20 protein-coding genes are annotated in these 23,177 nt (G+C 68.9%); 9 read left to right on the plus strand and 11 right to left on the minus strand.

Features of this window, described 5'->3' with window-relative positions; all coding sequences use genetic code 11:
• Positions 1 to 36 precede the first annotated feature (36 nt).
• Together CLV30_RS05650 and CLV30_RS05655 are read left to right on the plus strand one after the other, a co-directional pair.
• Entirely contained in the window at positions 37 to 861 is an 825-nt protein-coding gene (locus CLV30_RS05650; RefSeq protein WP_106536225.1) for a creatininase family protein, read from the plus strand.
• Positions 862 to 1,292: 431 nt separating this feature from the next.
• On the plus strand, positions 1,293 to 2,201 hold the full coding sequence (locus CLV30_RS05655; protein WP_106536226.1) for a 3-methyladenine DNA glycosylase: 909 nt from the start codon (positions 1,293 to 1,295) through the stop codon (positions 2,199 to 2,201).
• Here CLV30_RS05655 and CLV30_RS05660 read toward each other — a convergent pair whose 3' ends face one another.
• Both CLV30_RS05660 and CLV30_RS05665 read right to left on the minus strand, forming a co-directional pair.
• On the minus strand, positions 2,202 to 3,209 hold the full coding sequence (locus tag CLV30_RS05660) for a hypothetical protein (RefSeq protein WP_106536227.1): 1,008 nt from the start codon (positions 3,207 to 3,209) through the stop codon (positions 2,202 to 2,204).
• Positions 3,206 to 3,889 (minus strand): GNAT family N-acetyltransferase, encoded by a 684-nt coding sequence (locus CLV30_RS05665; RefSeq protein WP_106536228.1) that lies wholly within the window; start codon positions 3,887 to 3,889, stop codon positions 3,206 to 3,208. The genes CLV30_RS05660 and CLV30_RS05665 overlap by 4 nt, the downstream gene beginning before the upstream one ends.
• 183 nt (positions 3,890 to 4,072) lie before the next feature.
• Here CLV30_RS05665 and CLV30_RS05670 point away from each other — a divergent pair, with 183 nt between their 5' ends.
• From CLV30_RS05670 to CLV30_RS05680, 3 genes are all read left to right on the plus strand, one after another.
• Positions 4,073 to 4,741, plus strand: a complete 669-nt coding sequence (locus tag CLV30_RS05670; RefSeq protein WP_106536229.1) for a response regulator transcription factor — start codon at positions 4,073 to 4,075, stop codon at positions 4,739 to 4,741.
• Positions 4,738 to 5,964, plus strand: a complete 1,227-nt coding sequence (locus CLV30_RS05675; protein ID WP_106536230.1) for a sensor histidine kinase — start codon at positions 4,738 to 4,740, stop codon at positions 5,962 to 5,964. The genes CLV30_RS05670 and CLV30_RS05675 overlap by 4 nt, the downstream gene beginning before the upstream one ends.
• A 153-nt stretch (positions 5,965 to 6,117) precedes the next feature.
• Entirely contained in the window at positions 6,118 to 7,233 is a 1,116-nt protein-coding gene (locus CLV30_RS05680; RefSeq protein ID WP_106536231.1) for a fatty acid desaturase family protein, read from the plus strand.
• Positions 7,234 to 7,260: 27 nt separating this feature from the next.
• On the opposite strand, the gene lplAB is transcribed toward CLV30_RS05680, so the two are convergent.
• The gene (lplAB, locus tag CLV30_RS05685; protein ID WP_106536232.1) at positions 7,261 to 8,310 is read right to left on the minus strand and encodes a lipoate-protein ligase LplAB; all 1,050 of its coding nucleotides are present in this window, start codon (positions 8,308 to 8,310) and stop codon (positions 7,261 to 7,263) included.
• Positions 8,311 to 8,346: 36 nt separating this feature from the next.
• Between lplAB and CLV30_RS05690 the strand changes: the two genes are divergently transcribed.
• Positions 8,347 to 10,971, plus strand: coding sequence for a DEAD/DEAH box helicase (locus tag CLV30_RS05690; RefSeq protein WP_106536233.1), 2,625 nt, complete (start codon positions 8,347 to 8,349; stop codon positions 10,969 to 10,971).
• A 34-nt stretch (positions 10,972 to 11,005) separates the two neighbouring features.
• On the opposite strand, the gene CLV30_RS05695 is transcribed toward CLV30_RS05690, so the two are convergent.
• On the minus strand, positions 11,006 to 11,230 hold the full coding sequence (locus CLV30_RS05695; protein ID WP_106536234.1) for a hypothetical protein: 225 nt from the start codon (positions 11,228 to 11,230) through the stop codon (positions 11,006 to 11,008).
• Positions 11,231 to 11,473: 243 nt separating this feature from the next.
• Here CLV30_RS05695 and CLV30_RS26280 point away from each other — a divergent pair, with 243 nt between their 5' ends.
• Positions 11,474 to 11,629: a hypothetical protein gene (locus CLV30_RS26280; RefSeq protein WP_165358524.1), complete on the plus strand. Its 156-nt coding sequence runs from the start codon at positions 11,474 to 11,476 to the stop codon at positions 11,627 to 11,629.
• Positions 11,630 to 11,677: 48 nt separating this feature from the next.
• Here CLV30_RS26280 and CLV30_RS05700 read toward each other — a convergent pair whose 3' ends face one another.
• Positions 11,678 to 12,469 carry an ROK family protein gene (locus tag CLV30_RS05700; RefSeq protein WP_244908025.1) on the minus strand — a complete coding sequence of 264 codons (792 nt, stop codon included), beginning with the start codon at positions 12,467 to 12,469 and terminating at the stop codon, positions 11,678 to 11,680.
• 69 nt (positions 12,470 to 12,538) lie between these two features.
• On the opposite strand from CLV30_RS05700, the gene CLV30_RS05705 reads away from it, so the two are divergent.
• The gene (locus CLV30_RS05705; protein WP_170119631.1) at positions 12,539 to 15,058 is read left to right on the plus strand and encodes an NHL repeat-containing protein; all 2,520 of its coding nucleotides are present in this window, start codon (positions 12,539 to 12,541) and stop codon (positions 15,056 to 15,058) included.
• Between the two features lie 77 nt (positions 15,059 to 15,135).
• Here CLV30_RS05705 and CLV30_RS05710 read toward each other — a convergent pair whose 3' ends face one another.
• The 6 genes from CLV30_RS05710 to CLV30_RS05735 form a co-directional block, all read right to left on the minus strand.
• Positions 15,136 to 16,059: a Gfo/Idh/MocA family protein gene (locus tag CLV30_RS05710; RefSeq protein ID WP_106536237.1), complete on the minus strand. Its 924-nt coding sequence runs from the start codon at positions 16,057 to 16,059 to the stop codon at positions 15,136 to 15,138.
• Entirely contained in the window at positions 16,056 to 16,913 is an 858-nt protein-coding gene (locus tag CLV30_RS05715; RefSeq protein ID WP_205740639.1) for a carbohydrate ABC transporter permease, read from the minus strand. The genes CLV30_RS05710 and CLV30_RS05715 overlap by 4 nt, the downstream gene beginning before the upstream one ends.
• Entirely contained in the window at positions 16,913 to 17,848 is a 936-nt protein-coding gene (locus CLV30_RS05720; RefSeq protein ID WP_205740638.1) for a carbohydrate ABC transporter permease, read from the minus strand. The genes CLV30_RS05715 and CLV30_RS05720 overlap by 1 nt, the downstream gene beginning before the upstream one ends.
• Positions 17,849 to 17,915: 67 nt before the next feature.
• Complete coding sequence (locus CLV30_RS05725) at positions 17,916 to 19,181, minus strand: ABC transporter substrate-binding protein (RefSeq protein WP_106536238.1); 1,266 nt, start codon at positions 19,179 to 19,181, stop codon at positions 17,916 to 17,918.
• 46 nt (positions 19,182 to 19,227) lie between these two features.
• Positions 19,228 to 20,655 carry a sulfatase family protein gene (locus CLV30_RS05730; protein WP_106536239.1) on the minus strand — a complete coding sequence of 476 codons (1,428 nt, stop codon included), beginning with the start codon at positions 20,653 to 20,655 and terminating at the stop codon, positions 19,228 to 19,230.
• Complete coding sequence (locus CLV30_RS05735; RefSeq protein ID WP_205740637.1) at positions 20,652 to 21,680, minus strand: hydroxyacid dehydrogenase; 1,029 nt, start codon at positions 21,678 to 21,680, stop codon at positions 20,652 to 20,654. The genes CLV30_RS05730 and CLV30_RS05735 overlap by 4 nt, the downstream gene beginning before the upstream one ends.
• A 293-nt stretch (positions 21,681 to 21,973) precedes the next feature.
• Here CLV30_RS05735 and CLV30_RS05740 point away from each other — a divergent pair, with 293 nt between their 5' ends.
• Complete coding sequence (locus CLV30_RS05740; RefSeq protein ID WP_211300014.1) at positions 21,974 to 23,107, plus strand: ROK family protein; 1,134 nt, start codon at positions 21,974 to 21,976, stop codon at positions 23,105 to 23,107.
• The last annotated feature ends 70 nt before the right edge of the window (positions 23,108 to 23,177 follow it).

Consider the following 23,177-nt stretch of genomic DNA (forward strand, 5'->3'; position numbering starts at 1 on the left):
CTCCCCTCGAAGCTGCGTCCGGATCGGAGAACTCGCATGACTGTACGCCGGCTCACGGATATGACCTGGCACGAAGTACGCGAGGCCGCGCACGGCGCGGTCGCCGTCGTGCCCGTCGGGTCGCAGGAGCAGCACGGCTCGCACCTTCCGCTGGGCACCGACCGGATGCTCGCCGACGCCGTGGTCGACGAGGCGGTGCGGCGCCTCGACGGGGCCGCCGTGGATCTGGTGCGGCTGCCGACCGTGGCCTACGGGTTCAGCCCGCACCACGCGTTCGCCGCGGCCGTCACCCTGTCGGCGCAGACCCTGGTCGCCGTGCTCGGCGAGATCATCGACAGTCTGGTCGCCACCGGGTTCCGGCGCATGCTGATCGTCAACGGTCACGGCGGCAACGACGAGATCGTGCGGCTCGCCGTCAAACAGGCCGCACTGCGCGCCGACATCGCCGCCGCGGCGTGCAACTACTGGAGCCTGAGCGGAGATGGTGGGGACGACGTCCCGGCCGGCGCGGACTCGTCGGCCGCGCAGAGCGCTCCGGCCGACGAGTCCGAGCGGATCCCGGGGCACGCCGGCTGGTTCGAGACCTCACTGATGCTGGCGGCGCACCCGGAACTGGTCCACCCACCCGCGTGGGAGGACACCCCGGCCGCTCCCCCGTTGTTCGACCAGCCACCCGCTCCGGGCCTGGTGGTCGAACGCCACGGCGAATGGAGCCGGGTCGGGGGTGTCACCGACGACGCGCGGGCCGCGTCGGCCGCCGCCGGGCGGCAGTTGCTGGCGCGTCAGGCACAACGCCTGGCCACGGCGATCACCGAGTTCGACCGCGCCACGGAGCACTCGCACGGCCGTGCCTCCGGATGATCCGAAGCCGAGCCGGTCACGCGGCGTGGCATTTCGCCACCAACGGAACGGATCCGGACGTATCGGATAGCTCGCGATCGCGCTGGCGAACCTCGCCGCCAGCTGCGCCCGATCGTGACAGGCCAGCCGCCAGTCGTAGCGGACGACGCCCAGTCCGGCCTCGCGCAGTCGCCACTCCCGCTCTCGCTGCTCGGCGACGACGCGTCCGGCGTCGGGTCGATTGTCGTACTTCAGAGCCCCGTCTCCTTCGAACACCAGCCAGTGGTCCGGCAGGAGATGATCGACGCGATAGCGGGACCCGCCTGCCTCCACCCAGACGTTCGACAACGGCACCGGCAATTCGTACTCGAGGAACGTCAGCCGCCCGAGTGTCTCGAGCGGGCTCTCGGCGTAGGGGTCCGCATGCGTGACCACCCAGGCCGCGTTCGACGATGCCTACCCTGGGATGCGTGCACCTGACCGAACACGAGTGGCGAGCGCGCACCGCGGCGCACGAGGCGCGGGTGGACGCGCTGGTCGGTCCGCACCTGGAGCGACGCCGCGCCGGTCGATCGCATCCGGTGCAGGACTTCCTGTTCACCTACTACTCGTTCCGCCCGGCCCACCTGCGGCGCTGGCATCCCGGCGCCGGCGTCGTACTGGCCGGCGACCCGCCGCACGCCGGGTGGCGCGGCTACACGACGACCACCGACGGCGTCGCCGTCGGTCCGGACGAGGTGAGGCGCCGCGCCGAAACCGTCGCGTGGGTCCGCGACCTGCTCGCCGCCACCGCGTCGCGCCCGGCGTTCACCGGCTGCTTCGGCCTGCACGAGTGGGCGATGGTGTATCGCACCAGCCAGCAGGAGGTGCGGCACGACTCGTGGCCGCTGCGGCTCGGGCACGACGGCACCGACGCGGTCGTGGAGTCGCAACAGATCCGCTGCTCGCACTACGACGCGTACCGGTTCTTCACCCCCGCGGCCCGGCCGCGGAACAGCCTCACGCCCACCCGCGAACGGCAGCGACGGTTCGAACAGCCCGGCTGCCTGCACACGAACATGGACCTGTACAAGTGGGCGTACAAGCTCGTGCCCCTGGTCCCGAGCGAGCTGCTCGCAGACGCGTTCGAGCTGGCGCGCGACATCCGCGAACTGGACATGCGCGCGTCGCCGTACGACCTCTCCGAGCTGGGCTACACCCCGGTGCGCATCGAGACGCGGGAGGGCAAGGCCGAGTACGTCGCGGCGCAACGCGCGTTCGCCGACCGTGCCGCCGGGCTGCGGTCCCGGTTGCTGCAGGAGATCGGTGGATTGGCGGACCCGCCGGACACTCCGGACCGCCGGACACTGCGGAGACCTTGATCACGACTCCAGCCCCAGGTGGACGTGGTCACGATGCACCTGGTCGGTGAAGTGGACGCCGCCGGCGCCGTCCGGGTCGACCGGGCCGCCGATCTCGTCGCAGCCGGCGTCCCGTGCGGCCGCCAGGAAACCCAGCAGCGCCGGGTCGTCGGCCGGCATCCCCACGATCGGGACCCCGTCGACGGCCCAGACGTCCACGGCACGGCCACGCGTGTGGTTGCTGGTCCGGGTGGTGCCGAAGACGTTCGCCGGGTGTCCGGAACGGAGGACGCTCACCGACAGCCGCCGGTCCGCCGACAGCTCGAGCAGGACGTCCACGACGGCCGGGTCGACCCGGCCCGCGGCCAGGTCGGCGACGGCGGCGTCCGGCAGCTCGACCCGCGGGTGCGCAACGAGCCGGGCCGCACGTCCGGCGGGCGCGGCATCGCTGCCCGTGGCCGGGCGCACCTCGGTGACCGCCCAACCGCCGGCGCGCCGGCGCAGCCGCACGTCGGCGGTCACGCTCCGTCCGGCCAGCCCGTCGCCGACACGCCAGTGCTGCTCGGCCACCACGATCACGCTCGCGGCATCACCGGCCAGGCCGCCGTACTGCGGGTAGACAATCCGGGTCACCGCGGGCGCCGCCGGCGGGACGAGCTCACCCGCGGCTGCGGCGAGGGCCGGGTCGGCACCCGCCGCACGCAGCCGGGCCGCCGGCGTGCTGTCGCCGGAGACGGAGCCGAGCGCCTCGACCACCCGGGCCGCCGCCGTCTTGGCGCCCGGCTCGACCTCCCCCGCCGCCGGTGTCCACGGCCGGACTTCCGGCAGCGCCGGCGGCGTCGGACGCCCGGACGTGGGTGCGGTCGACGGCAGGGCTCGCGCACTTCGCGCGGACGTGGGCGTGTCGCCGGTGACCGGGGTGGACGGCGTCGAACCGCGGCGCTGCCCCTCGGCCACGCACGCGCCGCTCAGCAGCCCCGCCCCCGCGACGAGCAGCTCACGCCGCCCGAAACGCGGCGCGGTACTCACTGCGACGCCGCCGCGAACGGATCGATCCGGTAGGTCAGCACGTCGTCACCGTCCCGGTCGACATGGCTACCGACACGATGCCAGCCGGTGCGCTCGTAGAACCCGGCCGCTCCCGCCGAGCCCGCCTTGGTGACCAGCTCCGCCCGTCGCACACCGGCATCGGCCACGATCTCGAGGTAGGCGCGCACCAGCGCCGACGCCACGCCGTGCCCGCGCGCCCCTGGCGCGACCACGACCGCTTCCAGGACCGCGACCGGCGCGAACGGCGCCTCGGGCAGTCGCCCCGGGGCGGCCACCCGGGCGGAGGCGCGCCGGCCGAGCAGCCTCCGCGCGTACCGGGGACCCCGACTCCGCACGAACCACAGCGCCAGCGCGGGTCTGCGTGCCAGGGCGCGGACGCCGGCGGCGATCAGCTCCCGCCGGTGGTGCTCGATGATCCACGAGACGTTGGCGTGCCGGTCGGCCGTGCCCACGAGGAACCCCACCGGCACGCCGTCGTGCATCGCCACCAGCACGACGCCGTGCGGTGAGCGCAGATGAGCACGGTGCCAGCGCCGCACGAATCGCACACCGAGGAGCGGGAACAGCCCGTGCGGGAGCTCGGCGGCGTGCAGCGCACCGGTGTGGTCGAGGTGCTCGTCCCGTGCGGTCACCACGTCGGCCACGAATGCGGTGCCCATCGTCCACCCCTCCAGATGTCGGTCCTGATGGGTCGACGGAGCTCGGCGCCGTTCGGTTGGCAACGCCGGACCGAGCACCGGCCGCACTCCTGGTCCGGAGGCCGTTCGGCGCCGTCCCCGGCACCCATGGTTCGCTGCGAATCTCAGAACAACCTCAGAGCGCACGTGCGACGATCGAGCACGATGAGCACGGAGCGCGCCCAGTTGTTGCTGGTGGAGGACGACACCAAGCTGTCCGGGCTGCTCACGCGGCTGTTCACCGACGAGGGATACGACGTCGACCTCGCCGGTGACGGTCACACCGGCCTGCACCGCGGCCTGACCACGCGGTATGCGGTCATGGTCATCGACCGCGGCCTGCCGGCGATCGAAGGGGTCGACCTGGTGCGGCGGCTACGCTCACGTGGGGTGTCGACACCCGTGCTCGTGCTGACCGCGCACGGCACCACCGAGGATCGCGTCGAAGGGCTCGACGCCGGAGCCGAGGACTACGTCGTCAAACCGTTCGAGATCGACGAACTGCTGGCCCGGCTGCGTGCGCTGCTGCGCCGGCACCCCGACACCTCCACCCGGCTCGATCTCGGCCATCGCCAGCTCGACCTCGGCACTCGCCGGGTCGTGGGCGGTGCCGGCCCGCCCGTCGACCTGTCCGGGCGCGAATGCGAGCTCCTGCAGCTGTTCGCCGCCCACCCCACGTACGTCTACTCCCGCGACGAGCTGCGCCGCCGGGTGTTCCTGGAAGCCGACAGCCTCGGCGCGGTGGACACGTACGTCTACTACCTGCGACGCAAGCTCGGCCGTAACGTCATCCGGACGATCCGCGGGCTCGGTTACCGGATGGGATCGACGTGACGGCTCGGCCCGGGGAACGACCGGCGGATCCGTCCGTCGCCGACCGAGCGCTGCTGCGTCGCGCGTCGGCGGTCGTGGCGATCCAGACCGGTGTCGCGGCTGCCGTGGTGGTCGCCGCCGTCATCGCCTTGGTCTACACCCTCAGCCTCCAGGAACGGCGCGAGGCGACCGAGCACAAGCTCCGCGACAAGGTGGCCACCGAGCTGAGCGCGACCGGGAGCGACACCCGGCCGGGCGTGATCATCGACGGCCGGCCCGACGGTTGCACCGACGACGCTGCGAGCGCGGAGCTGGCGCCCGCGGAGCTGCCGCAGGGGGTCTCCGACGTCGAGCTGTGCGGCGCGCCGTTCCTCGCCTACGCCGTCGACTCGGACGGGCGCCGGGCCGTCGCCGCCATCAACATCGCCGGCCAGAAGGAGGAAACGACGCGGCTGGCGCGGCTGTCGGTGCTGGTCGGCCTGGTCGGCGTGATCGCTGCCGCCGGTCTGGGCTGGGTCGTGTCCCGGCGCGCGGTCCGCCCGCTCGGCGACGCCCTGGCCTCGCAGCGCCGGTTCGTCGCCGACGCCAGCCACGAGCTGCGTACTCCGGTGGCCATACTGCACACCCGTGCCCAGCTGCTGCAGCGGCAGGAGAGCACGGGCCCCGGACAACGCCACGAGATCGACCAGCTGGTCGACGACGCGCGGGTGCTCGCCGACGTCGTCAACGACATGCTGCTCTCCGCCGAGATGCAGCACCGCCGCGACCACCACCAGCCGGTGGATCTGGCCCGCGTGGCCACCGAGGTCACCCGGTCGTTCGCCGCCAATGCGGACGACGCGGGAGTCGATCTCGTCGTCGATGCGGACCCGGCGAGCAGCTACGAGGTCGCCGGCGTGCCCAGCGCGCTGCGCCGTGCCGTCGCCGCGCTCGTCGACAATGCCATGGACCACGTCACCGCCGGATGCACGGTGAGCTTGCGTCTCACCGCCGCTGACGGGCGGGTCCGGGTCAGCGTGGTCGACGACGGCGAAGGCCTCGACTCCGAACTGGCGAGTGAGCTGACGCGACGCTTCCGTCGCGGCTCGAACGGGTCCACCGAACGGCACCGTCTCGGTCTCGGGCTGGCGCTGGTCGACGAGGTCGTACGGGCCCATGACGGCGTCCTGACCGTGGACGGGCGGCTCGGAGAGGGCGCGACGGTCACGCTCACGTTCCCGGCCCGGCCCGGAAGCGGCACGTAGCCGGCGCCGCGCTTCACATTGGGAACTCGGCGGACGGCTGTAGAGTTGGGGGGGCAAAGTGTTTCGTCCCGGACGAGACGACCAGGGTCTCCGAATGGTTCTGGTGCACGACGACCCCGACCTCAGGGCCGGAGACAGGCCAGGACGATCTCGATGAACCCTGCCACCACGCAGACCGCCGGCACGGCGGCCGGAGCGTCCGCTGCCGACGCGAACGGTGCGACGAGCCCGCGAGAACGCCACGTCAGCGCCTACGCCGAACTCACCCGCCTGGTCCAGTCCGCCGGGCTGCTCCGCCGCCGGTACGGCTACTACTGGGCGATCATCGGCGCCAGTGTCGCCGCGTTCGCGGGTATCTGGGTCGGTTTCGCGATGCTCGGCAACTCCTGGTACCAGCTGTTGCTCGCCGCCGGCCTGGCCGTCGTGCTCGCCCAGTTCGGCTTCCTGGGGCACGAGGGCGCACACCGGCAGATCTTCGCGTCGCACCGGTGGAACGAATGGGCCGGCCGGGTGATCTCCGGACTGTTCACCGGCCTGAGCTACGGCTGGTGGATGCGCAAGCACAACCGGCACCACGCCAACCCGAACAAGTCCGGCGCAGACCCGGACGTCGCTCCGGGGGTGCTGGCCTTCACACCCGAAGCGGTCGAACAGCGCAGCGGCCTGTCCGCCAAGTTCGCCCGTAAGCAGGGTTACCTGTTCTTCCCGCTGCTGCTGCTGGAAGGGCTGGCGCTGCACGTCGCGAGCATCCAGACGATCGTCCGTCGCGAGAAGCTGAAGCACCGCTGGGTCGAGGCGCTGTTCGTGGCGACACGGCTCGGCGGCTACATCGCGGCGCTGCTGATCGTGCTGCCTCCGGGCAAGGCGGCGGCGTTCTTCGGCGTCCAGATGGGCCTGTTCGGGCTGCTGCTGGGCGGCGTGTTCGCGCCGAACCACAAGGGCATGCCGATCGTCCCGGCGAACATGAAGATCGACTTCCTGCAGCGGCAGGTGCTCATGTCCCGCAACATCACCGGCGGCCGGGGCACCGACCTGGCCATGGGCGGGCTGAACCTCCAGATCGAGCACCACCTGTTCCCGAACATGCCGCGGCCGAACCTGCGCCACGCGCGGCCGATCGTGCGGCAGTTCTGCGAGCAGCAGCAGATCCCGTACACCGAGACGAGTCTGGTCGGCTCGTACCGAATCGTCGTCGACTACCTGAACAACGTCGGCTTGCGTGCCCGCGACCCGTTCCAGTGTCCGCTGACCGCCCAGTACCGCGTCTGAGGCTGGCACGTAGGTCACCTGTGCCGGTCACGGCACGCGTGTCAGCCACTCCCTGGTGCCGAACTTGGCCTCGACCCGCTCCTTCGCGATCCTCAGGGTCTCCTCGTCCAGCGCGTCGTCGACCAGCCCGTAGCGCGAACGGAACGTGGCGACCATCCGGTCGATGACCTCGGCACGCGAGAGCCCGGTCTGTGAACGCAGCGGGTCGACACGCTTGTTCGCGCTGGTGGTGCCCTTGTCCGACACCTTCTCGCGGCCGATGCGCAGTACTTCGAGCATCTTCGCCGCGTCGATGTCGTAGGCCATCGTGACGTGGTGCAGCACGACCCCGCCGCCCAGCCGCTTCTGCGCCGCGCCGGCGATCTTGCCGGCCGGCGACGTGATGTCGTTGATCGGCTGGTAGGTCGCCTCGACGCCCAGCTCGCGCAGCGCTCCCACCACCCATTCGTCCAGGAACGCGTACGAGTCGACGAACGACAGCCCGGACACCAGCGACTCGGGCACGTACAGCGAGTACGTGATGGTGTTGCCCGGCTCGACGAACATCGCCCCGCCGCCGCTGATCCGGCGGACGACGGTGACGTCGTGCTTCGCGGCGCCGTCGAGATCGACCTCGTTGCCCAGCGACTGGAAGCTGCCGATGATGACGGCGTTCGACGCCCACTCCCACACCCGCAGCGTGGGGCCGCGCTCCCCCGCGCCGACCTGCTCGGCCAGCACTTCGTCGACGGCCATCTGCAGTGCGGGCTCCTGCGGGCCCTCGTGCAGGAAGTGCCACTCGTGGTCGGTCCAGCCGGTCGCGCCGGCCAGCGCCCGCCGTACCGCGATGGCCACCGCCTCGGAGGAGAAGCCGAGCATGACGACGCCGTCGCCGAGAACCGCGTCGACCCGTGCGGTCAGCTGCGCCGCGGTCGAGTCGACGGGCGCACCGGTCAGAGCGGCGTCGATGCGTTCCAGCGCGTCGTCGGGCTCGAGGAAGAAGTCGCCGCTCAACCGGACGGTGCGGAGCACGTCACCGTCGGTCTCGAGGTCGACGGCGACGAGCTTTCCGCCCGGGACCTTGTACTCACCATGCATGCTCCCTGCAACCGCGCGGTCCGGCTGTGGATTCCCATGATCATCGGCACTTTCCCGCTCACACGGCCGGTGAGTGCCGATGATCATGGGCTACCGCGGACGCGGCAGGTTCGCGTAGGCTCAACGGTCGTGCCCGCGACGCTGACGACCCACCTGACCGACGACGGCGCCGACGCGGACACGCTCTACGAGGGGTTCACCGCCTGGGCGGGCGAGCAGGGCTTCGAGCTCTATCCGGCCCAGCAGGAGGCGCTCATCGAGCTCCTCTCCGGCTCGCACGTCATCCTCAGCACACCCACCGGTTCCGGCAAGAGCCTGGTCGCCGTGGCCGCGCACTACGCGGCGCTCGCCGACGGACGCCGCACCTTCTACACCGCGCCGCTGAAGGCCCTGGTGTCGGAGAAGTTCTTCGCGCTCATCGACGTGTTCGGCGCCGCCAACGTCGGCATGATGACCGGCGACTCAAGCGTGAACGCCTCCGCGCCGATCATCTGCTGCACCGCGGAGATCCTGACCAACATCGCGCTGCGTGACGGCGCCGACGCCGACGTCGGCCAGGTCGTCATGGACGAGTTCCACTTCTACGCCGACCCCCAGCGCGGCACCGCGTGGCAGGTCCCGCTGCTCGAGCTGACGAACGCGCAGTTCCTGCTGATGTCCGCCACCCTCGGCGACGTGTCGTTCTTCGAGAAGGACCTCACCCGGCGCACCGGCCGCGACGTCGCCGTCGTCTCCTCCGCCGAACGCCCGGTCCCGCTGACGTTCTCGTACTCGCGCCAGCCGATGCACGAGCTGCTCGACGAGCTGCTGGCCACGCACCGGGCGCCGGTGTACGTCGTGCACTTCACCCAGGTCGCCGCGGTCGAACGGGCCCAGGCGCTCACCAGCGTGAACGTCGCCAGCCGGGAGCAGCGTGACCGGATCGCGGCCGAGATCGGCGGGTTCCGGTTCAGTTCCGGGTTCGGCAAGGTGCTCAACCGGCTGGTGCGGCACGGCATCGGCGTCCACCACGCGGGCATGCTGCCGAAGTACCGCCGCCTGGTCGAGCGGCTCACCCAGGCCGGGCTGCTCAAGGTCGTGTGCGGCACCGACACGCTGGGCGTCGGCATCAACGTGCCGATCCGCACGGTGGTGTTCTCGGGCCTGACCAAGTACGACGGTGTGCGCACCCGCCAGCTCAGCGCGCGCGAGTTCCACCAGATCGCCGGCCGGGCCGGCCGCGCCGGGTTCGACACCCTCGGCGAGGTGATCGTCCAGGCTCCCGAGCACGAGATCGAGAACGAGCGCGCACTGGCGAAGGCCGGCGACGACCCGAAGAAGCGCCGCAAGGTGACCCGGAAGAAGCCGCCCGACGGGTTCGTGTCCTGGGGAGAGAAGTCCATGGACCGCCTCGTCGCCGCCGAGCCGGAGCCGCTGGCGTCCAGCTTCGCCGTCAGCCACGCGATGGTCCTCGGCGTCATCGGCCGTCCCGGCGACGCCTTCGCGGCGATGCGCGCGCTGCTGACCGACAACCACGAACCGCCCGGGCGCACCCGCCGGCACGTCCGCGACGCGGTGGCGATCTACCGGGCGCTGCTCGCCGCCGACGTGGTCGAACGGCTCGAGACCCCGGACGAGCAGGGCCGCACCATCCGGCTCACGGTCGATCTGCGGCCGGACTTCGCGCTGAACCAGCCGCTGTCGCCGTTCGCGCTGGCCGCCTTCGATCTCCTCGACCCGGAGTCGCCCACGCACACGCTCGACGTGATCTCGGTGGTCGAGGCGATCCTGGACGACCCGCGCCAGGTGCTGAACGCGCAGCAGAAGAAGGCCCGTGGCGAGGCCGTCGCCGCGATGAAGGCCGAGGGGATCGAGTACGAGGAGCGCATGGAGCTGCTCGAGGACGTCACGTACCCGAGGCCACTCGACGAGCTGCTGGACGCAGCGTTCGAGCTGTACCGGCAGAGCCACCCGTGGGTGGCCGACCACGAGCTGTCGCCGAAGTCGGTCGCGCGCGACCTCTACGAACGGGCCATGAGCTTCGGCGAGTACGTCGCCTTCTACGGGCTTGCCCGTTCCGAGGGTCTGGTGCTTCGCTACCTGGCCGACGCTTACCGGTCGCTGCGGCAGACCGTTCCGGAGGAGGTCCGCACCGAGGAGCTGACCGACGTCATCGAGTGGCTCGGTGAACTGGTCCGCCAGGTCGACTCCAGCCTGCTGGACGAGTGGGAGGCGCTGCGCGACCCGTCAGCCGTGTCCGACACCGCCGACGGCGCCGTGCGCCCGCCGTCGGCGGACGACTCGCCGCGGCCGATCACCGAGAACCGTCGGGCGTTCACGGTGGCGGTGCGCAACGCGCTGTTCCGGCGAGTCGAGCTGGCCGCGCGCCGCCGGTGGGACGAGCTCGGCGAGCTCGACGCGGAGTCCGGTTGGGACGCCGACGCCTGGGCGGACGCGCTGGAGCCGTACTTCGACGAGCACGCCGACATCGGCATCGACACGGACGCGCGCAGCTCGGCGATGCTGATCGTCACCGAGCACGCCGACAGCTGGCAGATCCGCCAGATCTTCGACGACCCGGCCGGTCACCGCGACTGGGGATTCAGCGCGCGCATCGACCTCGCGGCGTCGAACGCGGCTGGGCAGCCCGCCATCGAGGTCACCGCCGTCGGCCAGCTCTGACCGGCCCGGGCGGCCACGAGCGTCGGGCGGCCCGTCAGCCCCGCGCCGGCTCCTGCAGCGCGTCGAGGGAGCCGTCCTTCGCCGCGGCGACGATGTCGCGCAACTGCGCCACGCTCATCTGGATGTGCTGCCCGTAGTCGTCGGCAATGACGACGTGCCGCTCGGGCGGGGCGTTGTGGTCGAGGAACAGTTCCGGGCACCCGCGCTCGCGGCGGCCACAGAAGGTCACGATGTGCTGGAGAGATGCTGCTCGGTCCATGGCACGGCCTCCATCTCCGACGTCCTCTCGGAGATTCGAAGGTAACCGATCACGTCCGGCCCGGACGAGTCTTGTTTCCGGACCGTGATCCTCGGTGGTGTGGCCCCGACAATGCGGTGCTGAGCTGCGGCGACGTCAGGTGCGAAGCGGCGTTTCCCGCATGACGGCGTTTCGACGCGACAACTGGATCGTCGAGTGACACAATTCACGGTGGCCCGAGTCCCACAGTACGAAAGGAAAACCGTGATCCGGGGGATCCTCGACCACGACAGCAACGGCTGGCGGGTCGAACTGTACGACACCGAACCTCTCCGACACACCATCATCGAGATCGACTCGCTGCCCTCGTGGGCGGACGCGTCGGCCGTCATGTCCAGCGCATTCCGCCTCGTCAGCTGAGCTGTGGTCGAGACCTGTCGATCAAGATCTTCCTACTCGGCTCGTTGATCAGGCACCTTCTCCATCCGGCTCACGCGCACCGGACACCTGGAAGAGCTTCGTGAGCGATTGACAAGCGGCACCATACGCCCAGGTCTGCTCGTCGGTGCTCACGACTTGGACATCGATGTCGTGGTCGGTGGCTCCGGACAGCGCGTGATGGAGCTGTTTGGCGAATGGTTCGAGAATCGCGGGCCCGAGTCGGGTCTCTTCGCCGCCGAGCACGATCCGTTCCGGGTTGATGACCTTGGCGATGTTCGCCACGGCGCCGCCGAGCGCACGCCCGGCGACGGCGAACACTCGCTGCACCTGTTCGTTGTCGGCCGCACGCTCCGCGGCCTCGTCGATTCCCAGACCGCAGACTCGTTCGATCTCCGCACGCAGCGCCCACTCGCTGGCGACCGTCTCCAGGCAGCCACGGGCGCCACAGTGACACGGTCGACTGTCGTCGCCGCCGAGCACCGAGACGCTCGTGTGCCCCAACGACCCGGTTGGTCCGCCGAGTCCGTGGCGAACCTGAGCACCGAGGACGATCCCGAGACCGATGCTGTGTCCGGCGCTGACGACCAACATGTCCCGTACGCCGCGGCCTTCGCCGTAGAGCACGAGCGATGACGCCAGGGCGTTGACCAGTTTGTCGACCGTGACCGGAACGCCCACGCGCTCGGACAAGGTCGCCCCGAGCGGGACGTCCTCCCAGCCGAACAGACCGCTGTGCCTGACGACGCCGGCATCGTGGTCGACAACACCGGACAGGGTGACACCCATGCCCAAGACCGGGCTCGTGGTCCGCGACCCCAACTCCTTCGCGGCAGCCGCCACGGCGCGTTCCGCGGCCGCAGGAGACCGACCCCGCCAGGTCGAGGCGTAGTGGTCGACGACCTCGCCGACCAGATTCACCGTGACCGCAACGAGTCGACCGGTCGAGAGCCAGACGCCCAGAACGTGACCACCTGCAGGATTGAGGGCAAGGATTCTGGGTGGCCGACCGCCGGTCGACGGTCCCTGACTGACCTCCGTGATCAGGCTGGCGTCGGCGAGCCGAGTGGTGATTCCGGTGATGGTCGGCAGGCTCAGTCCGGTCAACCGGGCGATCTCCACGCGAGGAAGCGACCCGTGAACTCGGAGTGCGTCCAGGACCAACGATTCGTTGATCTCCCGGATCAGCCGTTTGCTACCCGGCCGTACGGACATATGCAGCTCCGATCTTCTTTCCCTACGAGGCAGGGGGTGGACAAGAGACTAAGCAGGGGGATAACTTTCGTCAACATGAAAAGTAAGCCACCAGAGATCAGCAGACGAACTGCGCTGACTGGCTTGGCCAGTACCGCGGCCATGGCGGGCTTGAGTTCCGCCGCCCGGGCGGCGGAACCGGACGAGGGCAGTGGCGCTTCCGCCGCGCCGGACGGCTCTACACCGCCGTCGGCGCTCGACAGGCGCACGGACGACATCACGATCGAGAATCTCGGCCCCGCGGTCCTCGACTTCCACGTCATGAGCGGGACCCTTGTCGGAGAGACGTTCTACATCGGTAGCCGGAACCTGTCGCCGACGCGGGTCGCCGCCTTTCACGTCCCCACCCGCACGGTCACCACCACGTACATGCTCGGCAACGGGAACTTCGTGCAGGCGCTGGCGGCGCACGGCACCGACGTGCTCTATGCCGGGGTGACGCATGCCGCGGACACCGTCAATCTCTACCGGATAGAGCTGACCACCGGAGAAGTGACCGGGATCGCGTCAGTTCCGGGACTCTACATCCGCGATCTCTCGGTGGCGCCGGACGGCGTCGTGTACATCGTCGGACGACCGAGGCCGCACGCCGACGGGCCACCCCTGTACAGCTACGATCCCGCAACCGGCGAACTGACGAAGCTGGGGATCCCCGCCCCCGACGCCGACCAGGGAAGCGCCGTCGCCGCAACGGACACCACGGTGTACTTCGGCTGCGGGAGCATGCTCACCGCCGGCACGCCGACACGTGTGTTCGCCATCGACCGTGGCACCGGTGAAACGACCGACATCACCCCGCCGGAAATCGCCGACGACCTTCAGGTGGCGACCAGTGGCCTGGAGCTGTTCGACGACATTCTGGTGCTGGGGACGCACGCCAGGGAAGCTGAAGGTCTCCCCGGCCACGTCGCGATCCTCGACCTACCTGACGGGGAATGGCGGGTCGTACCGGACTACGAAGGGCTCGTCCTGCGTGCCTTTGCCCGCCGCGACAACGAGGTCATAGTCTCCAGCGAGTACGGGCGACTGGACGTGATCGACCTGGACACGCTGGCGGTTCGGCAACTGGATACCAGCAACGACCAAGTCGGCAAGGCGTGGGGCTTCGGGCTACTGGGCGACCTCCTTCTCGGCGAGATGGGGAGCAACGTCTGGACGTACGATCTCAAGACTGGCGACGGCGAGGTGTACGACCTGGCAGAGGTCGGCGCCGAGGGCGGTCCCATGCTCGGGATGTCCATAGCCGTGGACACGAGCCGACCGGAGCACGAGAAGATCTATGTCGCGGCCACCGGCTGGGTGGCGCGCCACGACCGCTCCACGGGGGCTGTCACCAAGTACCACGTGCCCGGTGAGCCCAAGGACATGGTCGTCGTCGGTGACACGTTGTACATGGGGGTCTACAACAACCAGGGCATCTGGGAGTACCGCCCGGGGCAGGGCCCGCGGCAGGTGGCCCAGCTCCCCGAAGGCCAGAATCGCCCCCAGGCCATCCGTTGGGACGACGTCAACGAGTTGGTCGTCGTGGGAGTGAAGTCCGATCCTGGCGGCGGATCGATCTGCTTCTACGATCCGGACACGCAGTCGGTGACGGCTCACGTCAACCCACTGGGCGACAGGCAGCCGCTCAGGACGGTCGCGACCGGGGACGGGATCACCTACATCGGCGGCAGCCGTGGAGAAGTCGCGGCATGGGATCCGGTGGCAGGACGCGAATCGTGGCGCATGACGCTGCCGTGGCGCGAGACCTCCGCCGGCAAGATTCCCAAGGTCACCAGTCTCGTGGTCTTCGGCTGGAAGCTGTTCGGGACCACTGAGCGGCACTTCTTCGTTGTCGACCTGCGGAACCGTCGTGGACCCGAACTCCTCTACCAGACGAACCTCAGCGCATTCACTGGTTCACGTACCGCCGAACAGCCTCAGCTCCTGATCGACAGGGGCATCATCTACACGGTGTCGGCACGTTCGGTCGTGCGCATCAACCCTCACGACCACAGTCTCGAACTACTCATCGACGACCTCGGTGCCGAATGGTACGGCCGGCCTCGCGCGGCCTTCGGCGACGACCACGGCATCTTCACGCTCTCCGGGCGAGATCTCGTGCGGATTCGTGACTGGGCACCGCGAATCACCCGCTCGAACCGCAACGGCACCTGACGCTTCCACCGGTGCACCTTCGGCCGGCGAGACACCGGTCCGCTCGGCGATCCCCGCCCTCACGCACTGACGGGAGCTCAGTGGGCACCGTCGAGCGGCACCGGTTCGCACAGTGCTCGGCTGCGATTCGCCGCTGCGGTGACCGCGACGGTGTGCTCGATCTCCTCAGGGGCGACGGTCGGCGTCCCTGACCGGCACGCCTCGATGATCGCCCTGAGCAGGCCGGTGAACATGAGGTCGTTCGCCTGGATCGAGAACGTCGTTGATTCGGTGCCACGGTGCACGACCCCCCGAGTATGCGGCAGCCACGCCTTGCGCCCGCGGATCGTCGCCGTGCGGCCATCGGCCCAGGTGGCGACGTAGAGTTCGTCCGGGCCGGCGGCGAAGGTGCGCACCTCGGCACAGCCGGTCCCCATCGCCGCGACGACGACGTCGACCATGTGCACCCCATACCAGAACAGCCCCGGATGGGTGGGCTGCATCGGCAACGGACCGGAGACGTCGATGCCGTCCGCCCGGTCCCCGTCGACCGCGTGCAGGAAGGCGTCGCTGAACCGCTTGGGAGATCCCGCCAGCGGGATGGCGCCGTACCGCTGCGCCTCGTCGAGCATCGCCCGCGCTTCGGCGACGGAAAGCGCGAAGCGCGTGTCGACGTAGACGGGCTTGCCGAAGCGCGCGCATCGGAGAAAGTAGTCCGGGTGCGTCCGGGCGTCGACGGCCAGGATGAGCAGCGCGTCACTGCGGTCGGCGACATCGTCCAATGCCGGCTCGACGGGCACCTCGAGCGAGCGCACCGACTCGGTGAACCCCTCCAGCCGGTCCCGGCTGAGCGGGAAGTCCTCCGAGGCGGTTCCCGGCCACGCGGACACCACCCGCCCGCCCGGCACCACACCGGGCGCCTCGCCGTCGCCGTTGAGCAGCCTGGTGAACGCCGGGGCGTGCGGGGAGTCGAGCCCGACCAGACCGAACCGCACCGGTCGGCCGTTCCCGGCACGGGTCATCCCTTGATCCCGGTGGCCACGATGCTGTCGACGATGTACCGCTGCAGCACGGCATACACGACGAGGCACGGAACGACACTGACCAGTGCGGCCGCCATGATGTTCGTGGTGGACACGTCTTCGGTGTTCAGGGTGGCCAGCCCGACCGTCAACGTCCTCGCCTCATCCGACTGGCCCACGATGAGCGGCCACAACAGATCGTTCCAATGCCACAGGAAGATGAAGATCCCGAGCGTCGCCACGATCGGACGGATCAGCGGCAGCACGATCCGGGTGAACATGCGCCACTCTCCGGCGCCGTCGATGCGCGCTGCGTCGAAGAGCTCGTCCGGCAAGCCCATGATGAACTGCCGCATGAGGAACACCGCTTGCGCGTTCGCCAGCGTCGGCAGGATCAGACCCCACAGCGTGTCGATGCCGCCCAACTCCTTGACCAGGATGAACAGCGGGATCAGGGTCGCCTCGAGCGGCACCATCAGGGTGGCGATGATCGACCACAAGATGACGTTGCGGCCCGGGAACCGCTTGCGAGCCAGCGCGTACCCGGCCATCGCCGCGGTCAGCAGGATGATGACGACGGACACGGCCGCATAGATGAAGGAGTTCGCGAACCACCTCGGGAAGTCGCCCACCTGCAGGATCTGGGTGATGTTGTCCAGCGTGAGGTCGCTGGGCCAGGCGTGCGGAATCGTGAGGACGCCTTCGGGCGTGAGCGCCAGGACGACCACCGCGAGGAACGGCGTGACAGTGAAGAAGCACAGGAGCAGGATGCCGACCATCAGCCGGCCTTGACCGCGCCGGCGGGATGGCGCGTACCTGGCGGTCGGGCCAGGCTCGACGGTGTCGACGCTCATCACGCCTCCTTCCGCTCGAAGATTCGGCGCTGCACGAGTGACAGGGCGAGCACGACGACGAACAGTGCCATCCCGATCGCCGCGGCGTAGCCGAAGTCGAAGAACCTGAAGCCCTGGTCGTAGAGCATGTAGATGAGCGTGTAGCTGGCCCGAGACGGTCCGCCCCCGGTCATGACGTACATGGTGTCGAACACCTTGAAGGAGAAGATCGTTTCGATCACGAGGACGAAGAACACCACCGGCTTCAGCATCGGCAACGTGACGAGCCAGAAGGTCTGCCATCCATTGGCACCGTCGATCCTGGCTGCCTCACGGATGTCCCCCGACTGGGCCTTCAAGCCGGCGAGCAGGATGAGCATCGCGTATCCGAAGCCCTTCCACACCGAAACCAGGGCCAGCGACGCGAGCACCAGGATCTGGTCGCCGGTGATGAAACCGATCGCCGGCAGGTCGATCGCGCTGAGCACCGAGTTGATCGGGCCGTCGCTCGAGTAGATCCACGTCCAGATGATTCCGGCCATGACGAACGACGTCACGTAGGGCAGGAACAGCAATGACCGGAAGAGGCCGTTCAGTTTCACGATCGACTCGAGCAGCAGAGCGGCCACCATCGCGACCACGAGGATCATCGGCACGAATACCGCGACGTACAGCACCGTGACGCCGAGGCTGTGCCAGAACACGTCGTCGTTCAGTAGCCGCTGGTAATTCTCGGCGCCGAGGAACGTCGCCTCGCCGTTGATGGCGTACTCGGTCAGGCTCATGCCACCGGCGCCGGCGATGGGCAGGAACCGGAACATGAGGAAAATGATCAGCACCGGCAGGACGAAGACGACACCGGCGAACGCCTCTCGCCGCTCCAGTGGGGTCCGCCGCCTTCGCGGCCGGTCCTGAGTGGCGTGCGGCCGCGAGGGCTTGGTCGCCAGGACGGTCACGTGGACTCCTCGGATGGATCCGGATCGAACGGGTCACGGCGGTACGTACCGCTCTGCCTCGCCGTGGTCACGAGCGCGCGAGCAACTCGCGAGCCTCCTCGGCCGCGGCGGTGAGGGCTTCCTCCGCGGTCATGTCGCCCTGAAGAGCGGACTGCACGTATGGCGCCAGGATGGCCATCACCGGGCGGGCCTGCGGGTGCGGCTCACCCGGGGTCGCGTACTCCAACGCCTTGGTCATGACCTCGTAGTCGGTGCCGTCACCAGGCGCGGGGACGTCGGATCGGGTGGGGAACTTGTCGGCGGCCTCACACAGCGAGGTCTGGACCTCGGCCGACGTCAGGTACGAGATGACCTCGTAGGCGGCCTGCCGGTTCGACTCGTCACTGATCGACGTGAGGGAGAGCATGCCCGGGTTGCCGAACGTCACCTGCTTCTCACCCGTGAGCGGAGGGCCGAGTTCGACGTTCTCCTCGCCCAGCGCCGCTTTCATCTGATCGAGCTGCGCCATCGACGTCATGTACCGCATCGCGACCTCGCCTTCGGCCAGCGGCGACCCTTCGACGGCATTGCTCTTCGTCGCCGCCTCCGGCACCAGGCCGCCGGCCTGCTGGAGTTCGACGAGGAACTCCAGCGCGGCGACGGCCTTCGGCGAATCGAAGGCGACGTCGGTCCCGTCCTCACTGAAGATCCGGCCACCTCCCTGCCACAGAATGGGATAGAACGACACGTTCAGGGTGACTTCGGGGTTGCCGGCGTAGTCCATGATCGCGAACCCCTGGTCGGCCAGGATGGGCGCATACTCCCGGACCTGTTCCCACGTGGTCGGAAGCTCGTCGATGCCGGCCTGTTCGAAGATCTCGACGTTGTACGCGGTCGTCGAGATGTTCTGGAACATCGGAACGCCGTACAGCTCGCTCTCGTATGTCGCGACGTCCAACGCCGCCTGGGTGAATACGTCACGTTCGTCCGCGATCGCTTCGGTGACCGGCGCCAACCCATCGATGCTGCGGTAGGTGGCCAGCTGGTCGGGAGTGATCATCACCAGGTCCGGTCCGGAGCCGGCGGCCAGCGCCGCCGAGATCTGCGCGTCGCGTTGTTCGAAGGTTTGCAACTCGATGCTCAGGTCGATTTCCGGATGTTCGGCCTCGAAGTCGCTTTCGACGCCTTTCCAGTACTTCTGGCTTGCCGCATCATCACTGATGACGGGATACATCCACAGCGTCACCTCACCGCCTGATCCAGAGCCCGCCTCCGGGTCCGACGAGCCGCACGCTGCGGGGATGACCATAACGGTCGCGACGAGCAGACCGGTCGAAAACGTTCGAATCCTCATTGACTCTCTCTCCTCACAGGTCTCGGCCCGTTCTCGAAACGGGGGCTCAATGGACCGGCTCGTCGGATGTCGCGGGCGGCACCGCACGAGGTCCCGTGGTTCGCGCGTTCGTCGGCTTGACCACTTCCTTCAGGGTCGCGAGTACCTGAGCGTGCTGAGGTGACGTCACAGCCCCGTGGATCAGCGGATCTTCCATCTCTCGCATCCACGTCATGAGCGCGTCGCCGAGCGCTGCGGTGACATGGGCATGTCCATGTTTCTCGGCCAGGTTGACCGTCTCACCCGGATCGGAGGTGAGGTCGTAGAGCTCGACGGGCGGGCAGGTGCGGACGCCGTCGCGCCGGACCTCGCGCGGTGTCGTTCGCCGCGCCCATGACTGTGTCGGATCCATCGGCTGCGGCGCGTTGGAGAAGTTGACGATGAGCTTGTGCGTCTCGGAACGCACTGATCGTTTCGGGTCGTAGTAGTTGTGGTAGGTCATCTGGCCGTAACTGTGTTCGGAGGCGGTCGCGCCCTGCTCGACCAGCGGCACCAGGCTGTTGCCGTGCGTCCCGGTCTCGGGCGGGAACTCCAGCAGCTCCAGGATGGTGGGCCGGACGTCGACGTGACTCACCAGGCCATCGACGCGAACGCCGGACCATGCGGCTCGGAACGGAGCACGTACCAGGAGAGCAACCTCGAGCCCTGGGTCGTACAGCGCACACTTGGCCCGGGGCAACGCCAGGCCGTGGTCGGTGGTGAAGACGACCACCGTCGACTCCCGCAGCCCTGCGGTGTCGAGGGCGTCGAGGACCCGTCCGACCTGGTGGTCCATGAAACGGACCGCACCCTGCAGCTCGGCCATTTCCCCGCGTGCCGTCTCGTCGTCGTACAGGTAGTCCGGCACGGTCACGCCGAGGGACGCGTCCGGGTCGATGTGGTCCCCGAGGAATCCCATCACGCCCGGCTCGTCGCGCCGGGAGGGAATGCGATGTGGTTCGTAGAAGCCGACCTGCAGGTAGAACGGCTGTCCGGACTCGGCGCACTCGGACAGCGCGGCGATAGCGCGGTCGGCCACGACGTCGCCCATGCCGCCGGTCCGCACGCTGTCGAAGCCGAGCCGCCGGGCCACCGTGTCGTCTGCCAGCACTCGTGATTCGTGCTGCACGCCGACCAACGCCGTGTGGTAACCGGCGCTCCCGAGGTGATGGGCCACGTGATCCATCGGATCGCGGAGGTCCCAGCTGAAAGGCGCGTGCGTGAGCCCGAGGACGCCGTTCTGCTGCGGGTACCGGCCAGTGAACAGCGCCGCCCTGGACGGACTGCATTGCGGGGCAGCCGCGAAGGCCCGCTCGAACACGACACTCTGCCCGGCGAGCCGGTCGAGGTTCGGCGTGTGAACCGTGGATATCCCGTACGGTCCGATGAACCTTCCCAGGTCGTGACAGTTGATCAGAAGGACGTTGAACGGTCCTGTGACGTGTGGCCGACTCATCCGATCCTCTCCAGCGCGGGACGATGAACCTCGTGTTCCAGAGCCCGTCCGGAGATGAAGCGCTCGATCTCGGAGACGACGATCTGTCCGGCGCGGAGTCTCGACTGCACCGATGCTCCGCCGAGGTGTGGGGTGAGAAGCACGTTCGGCAAGGCCCGCCAGCGATCGTCGGGCGGGAGGGGTTCGACGTCGAAGACGTCCAGGGCAACGTCGAGTCGGCCGGACGCGGCCTCGTCGTAGAGAGCGTCCATGTCGACCAATGGCGACCGCGCCGTGTTGACGACGACGCCGCCGTCGCGGATCGATGCCAGTTGACCCCGGCCGAGCATGCCTTTCGACTCCTCGGTCAGCGGGGCATGGATCGCGACCACGTCGCACGAGGCCAGCAGTGACTCGAGCGTCGCGGACCGATCGCTCAGCGGGTCGTCGTGGCGCAGGTAGGGATCGTGGACGAGCACGTCGGCACCGAGCGCCTGGCACCTTTCGACGTAGCTGCGTCCGGTGCGCGACGCGCCAACGACGCCGACCCGGGCGCCTGCGATCTCCACGCCACGTCTCGCCGTCCTGGCAACCTGCCACTCGGATCCGTCGTGAAGCGCGTGATCCTGTTCCGGGATTCGTCGGAGCAACGCCAACGTGAACGCCAGCGAGAGCTCCGCTACCGAGGCCGCCATGGCAGCTCCGGCTTGCGAGATCCGCACGCCGGACGTCCAGAACTCGTCCGTGACCAGGAACTTTACCGACGAGCCAGTGTGCGTGACCAGGCGTAGCTGCGGTGCGAGCACGAGGCGTTCCGCGGACAGCGATGGGAACCCCCAGCTCGTGATCGCGATCTGCACACCATCGAACGACTGCGCGAACCCGTGAGCGCTGTCCAGCACCTGCCGGTCCACGATGCGCACATCGCATCGTGCCTCGAGGCGCTGCAACGTGCTGGCTGGGAAGAATGCGCCGCGTTCGGGTTCCGCGACGCACAGGACGGCCGACCAGCCCTGGCTGGGCGAGATCTCGTCGCTTCGTTGCACGGCCGCTCCAGATTCGATCTGTGTCTCGGCGAGATGCATCCCAGCGCTCCGCGCCAGGTGAGGGCGACGGTAGTCAGAACGCGAGATTTTTGTCAATGACCGAAGTAAGTATCATTGGAGGGCCCCGCCGCGATCGATCGCTACGACGGGGCGACGCGATGCGGACGAGTATCGTGCTCATGCAGCCGAGGACGCGTGACGTAGGGGCACGTCCGCAAGAGGGAAGCGAGGCGACGATGCCGCCAAGGCCGGGCAGTAAGCAATTGATTCGTGAGATCAACGAAGCCCTCGTCATGGACACGGTCCGGCGACACGGGACGGTGTCACGCGCGAACATCTCCCAAGCGACCGGGCTGAGCCCGGCGACCGTGACGGGCATCACCGGCAAGCTCATGCTCGCCGGCTACCTGGAGGAGTCGGGCGCGTTGCGGACGTCGGCTGGGCGCCCGTCACAGATGCTCATGCTGAGCAAAGGCGGCGTGCGAGCCATCGGCGTCCGGCTCTCGGTGAACGTGGTCGACGTGGTGGCGCTCAACCTCAACGGCGAGGTGGTCATGACGCACACGCAACCGTGGCAGGGTCGATCCCCGGACGACGCGGCCGCGGCGATCGAGAACGCGATCGATGACCTGCGTTCGAGGGTCTCCGGCGGCGAGCAGTTCATCGGCGTCGGGGTCGCCGTCTCCGGCATCGTCAACCACTCGACCGGATTCGTCACCCATAGTGGATCTCTCAACTGGGAGAACGTACCGCTCCGAGAGATTCTCACGGAACGGCTCGGCGTCCCGGTGGAGATCGACAACTACGTGAACGCCTACGCTCTCGGCCTTCTCCTCTTCAACCAGCGAGCCAGCTTGCGCGACGTACTCCTCGTCAACGTTGGCGCGAGCGTCGGGATGTCGCTCGTGGTCGGTGGGAGGATCTACCGGGGCGCCGACGGTACCGCCGGTGGTCTCGCGCACACGCGGGTCGACCTGACCGGCGAGGACGGTCGAGCATGCCACTGCGGCAACAGCGGTTGCGTCGAGACCGTGGCCAGCCAGTGGGGAATCGAGAGCGAACTGGCGCGGCGTGGCTCCGTCGTCGGGCCCGAGTCGCTCGCCGCCGACGGCGACGATCCAGACCTGCGCGCCGCACTGGCCCACGCCGGCTCGGTTCTGGGACGCGCGGTGGCGAACGCGGCGAAGATGTTCGGGCCGCACCAAGTGCTGATCGCGTTCGCCTCCAACCTTCGCTCCCGGCACCTGGTCGAGCATGTCGACGGCGCTTACTCCCGAGCCTACGGAAACGACAATCGGCCGCCGCCCGAAATCGAGATCGTCACCGCGGATGACACGTCATGGGCGTACGGCGCGGGTTGCGAGGTTCTCGCGGGCCTGTTCCAGGTCGACATCGAAGTGGAGCCGCCTCACCGGGAGCCAACGTGAACACGCCCGATCATTGCCCGGCGCCGGAGGGCCGGGCTTCCCGACCGGGCCCACGTGGACGGGTCGAGCC

It is taken from the genome of Haloactinopolyspora alba, assembly GCF_003014555.1.
GTDB classification, from domain to species: domain Bacteria; phylum Actinomycetota; class Actinomycetes; order Jiangellales; family Jiangellaceae; genus Haloactinopolyspora; species Haloactinopolyspora alba.

Coding starts and splice junctions, on each gene's coding strand:
- CLV30_RS05650 (WP_106536225.1), top strand. CDS start 37: ATGACTGTACGCCGGCTCACGGATATGACCTGGCACGAAGTACGCGAG.
- CLV30_RS05655 (WP_106536226.1), top strand. CDS start 1,293: ATGCCTACCCTGGGATGCGTGCACCTGACCGAACACGAGTGGCGAGCG.
- CLV30_RS05665 (WP_106536228.1), bottom strand. CDS start 3,889: ATGGGCACCGCATTCGTGGCCGACGTGGTGACCGCACGGGACGAGCAC.
- CLV30_RS05670 (WP_106536229.1), top strand. CDS start 4,073: ATGAGCACGGAGCGCGCCCAGTTGTTGCTGGTGGAGGACGACACCAAG.
- CLV30_RS05680 (WP_106536231.1), top strand. CDS start 6,118: ATGAACCCTGCCACCACGCAGACCGCCGGCACGGCGGCCGGAGCGTCC.
- lplAB (WP_106536232.1), bottom strand. CDS start 8,310: ATGCATGGTGAGTACAAGGTCCCGGGCGGAAAGCTCGTCGCCGTCGAC.
- CLV30_RS05690 (WP_106536233.1), top strand. CDS start 8,347: ATGATCATCGGCACTTTCCCGCTCACACGGCCGGTGAGTGCCGATGAT.
- CLV30_RS05695 (WP_106536234.1), bottom strand. CDS start 11,230: ATGGACCGAGCAGCATCTCTCCAGCACATCGTGACCTTCTGTGGCCGC.
- CLV30_RS05710 (WP_106536237.1), bottom strand. CDS start 16,059: ATGACCCGTGCCGGGAACGGCCGACCGGTGCGGTTCGGTCTGGTCGGG.
- CLV30_RS05715 (WP_205740639.1), bottom strand. CDS start 16,913: ATGAGCGTCGACACCGTCGAGCCTGGCCCGACCGCCAGGTACGCGCCA.
- CLV30_RS05725 (WP_106536238.1), bottom strand. CDS start 19,181: ATGAGGATTCGAACGTTTTCGACCGGTCTGCTCGTCGCGACCGTTATG.
- CLV30_RS05730 (WP_106536239.1), bottom strand. CDS start 20,655: ATGAGTCGGCCACACGTCACAGGACCGTTCAACGTCCTTCTGATCAAC.
- CLV30_RS05740 (WP_211300014.1), top strand. CDS start 21,974: ATGGACACGGTCCGGCGACACGGGACGGTGTCACGCGCGAACATCTCC.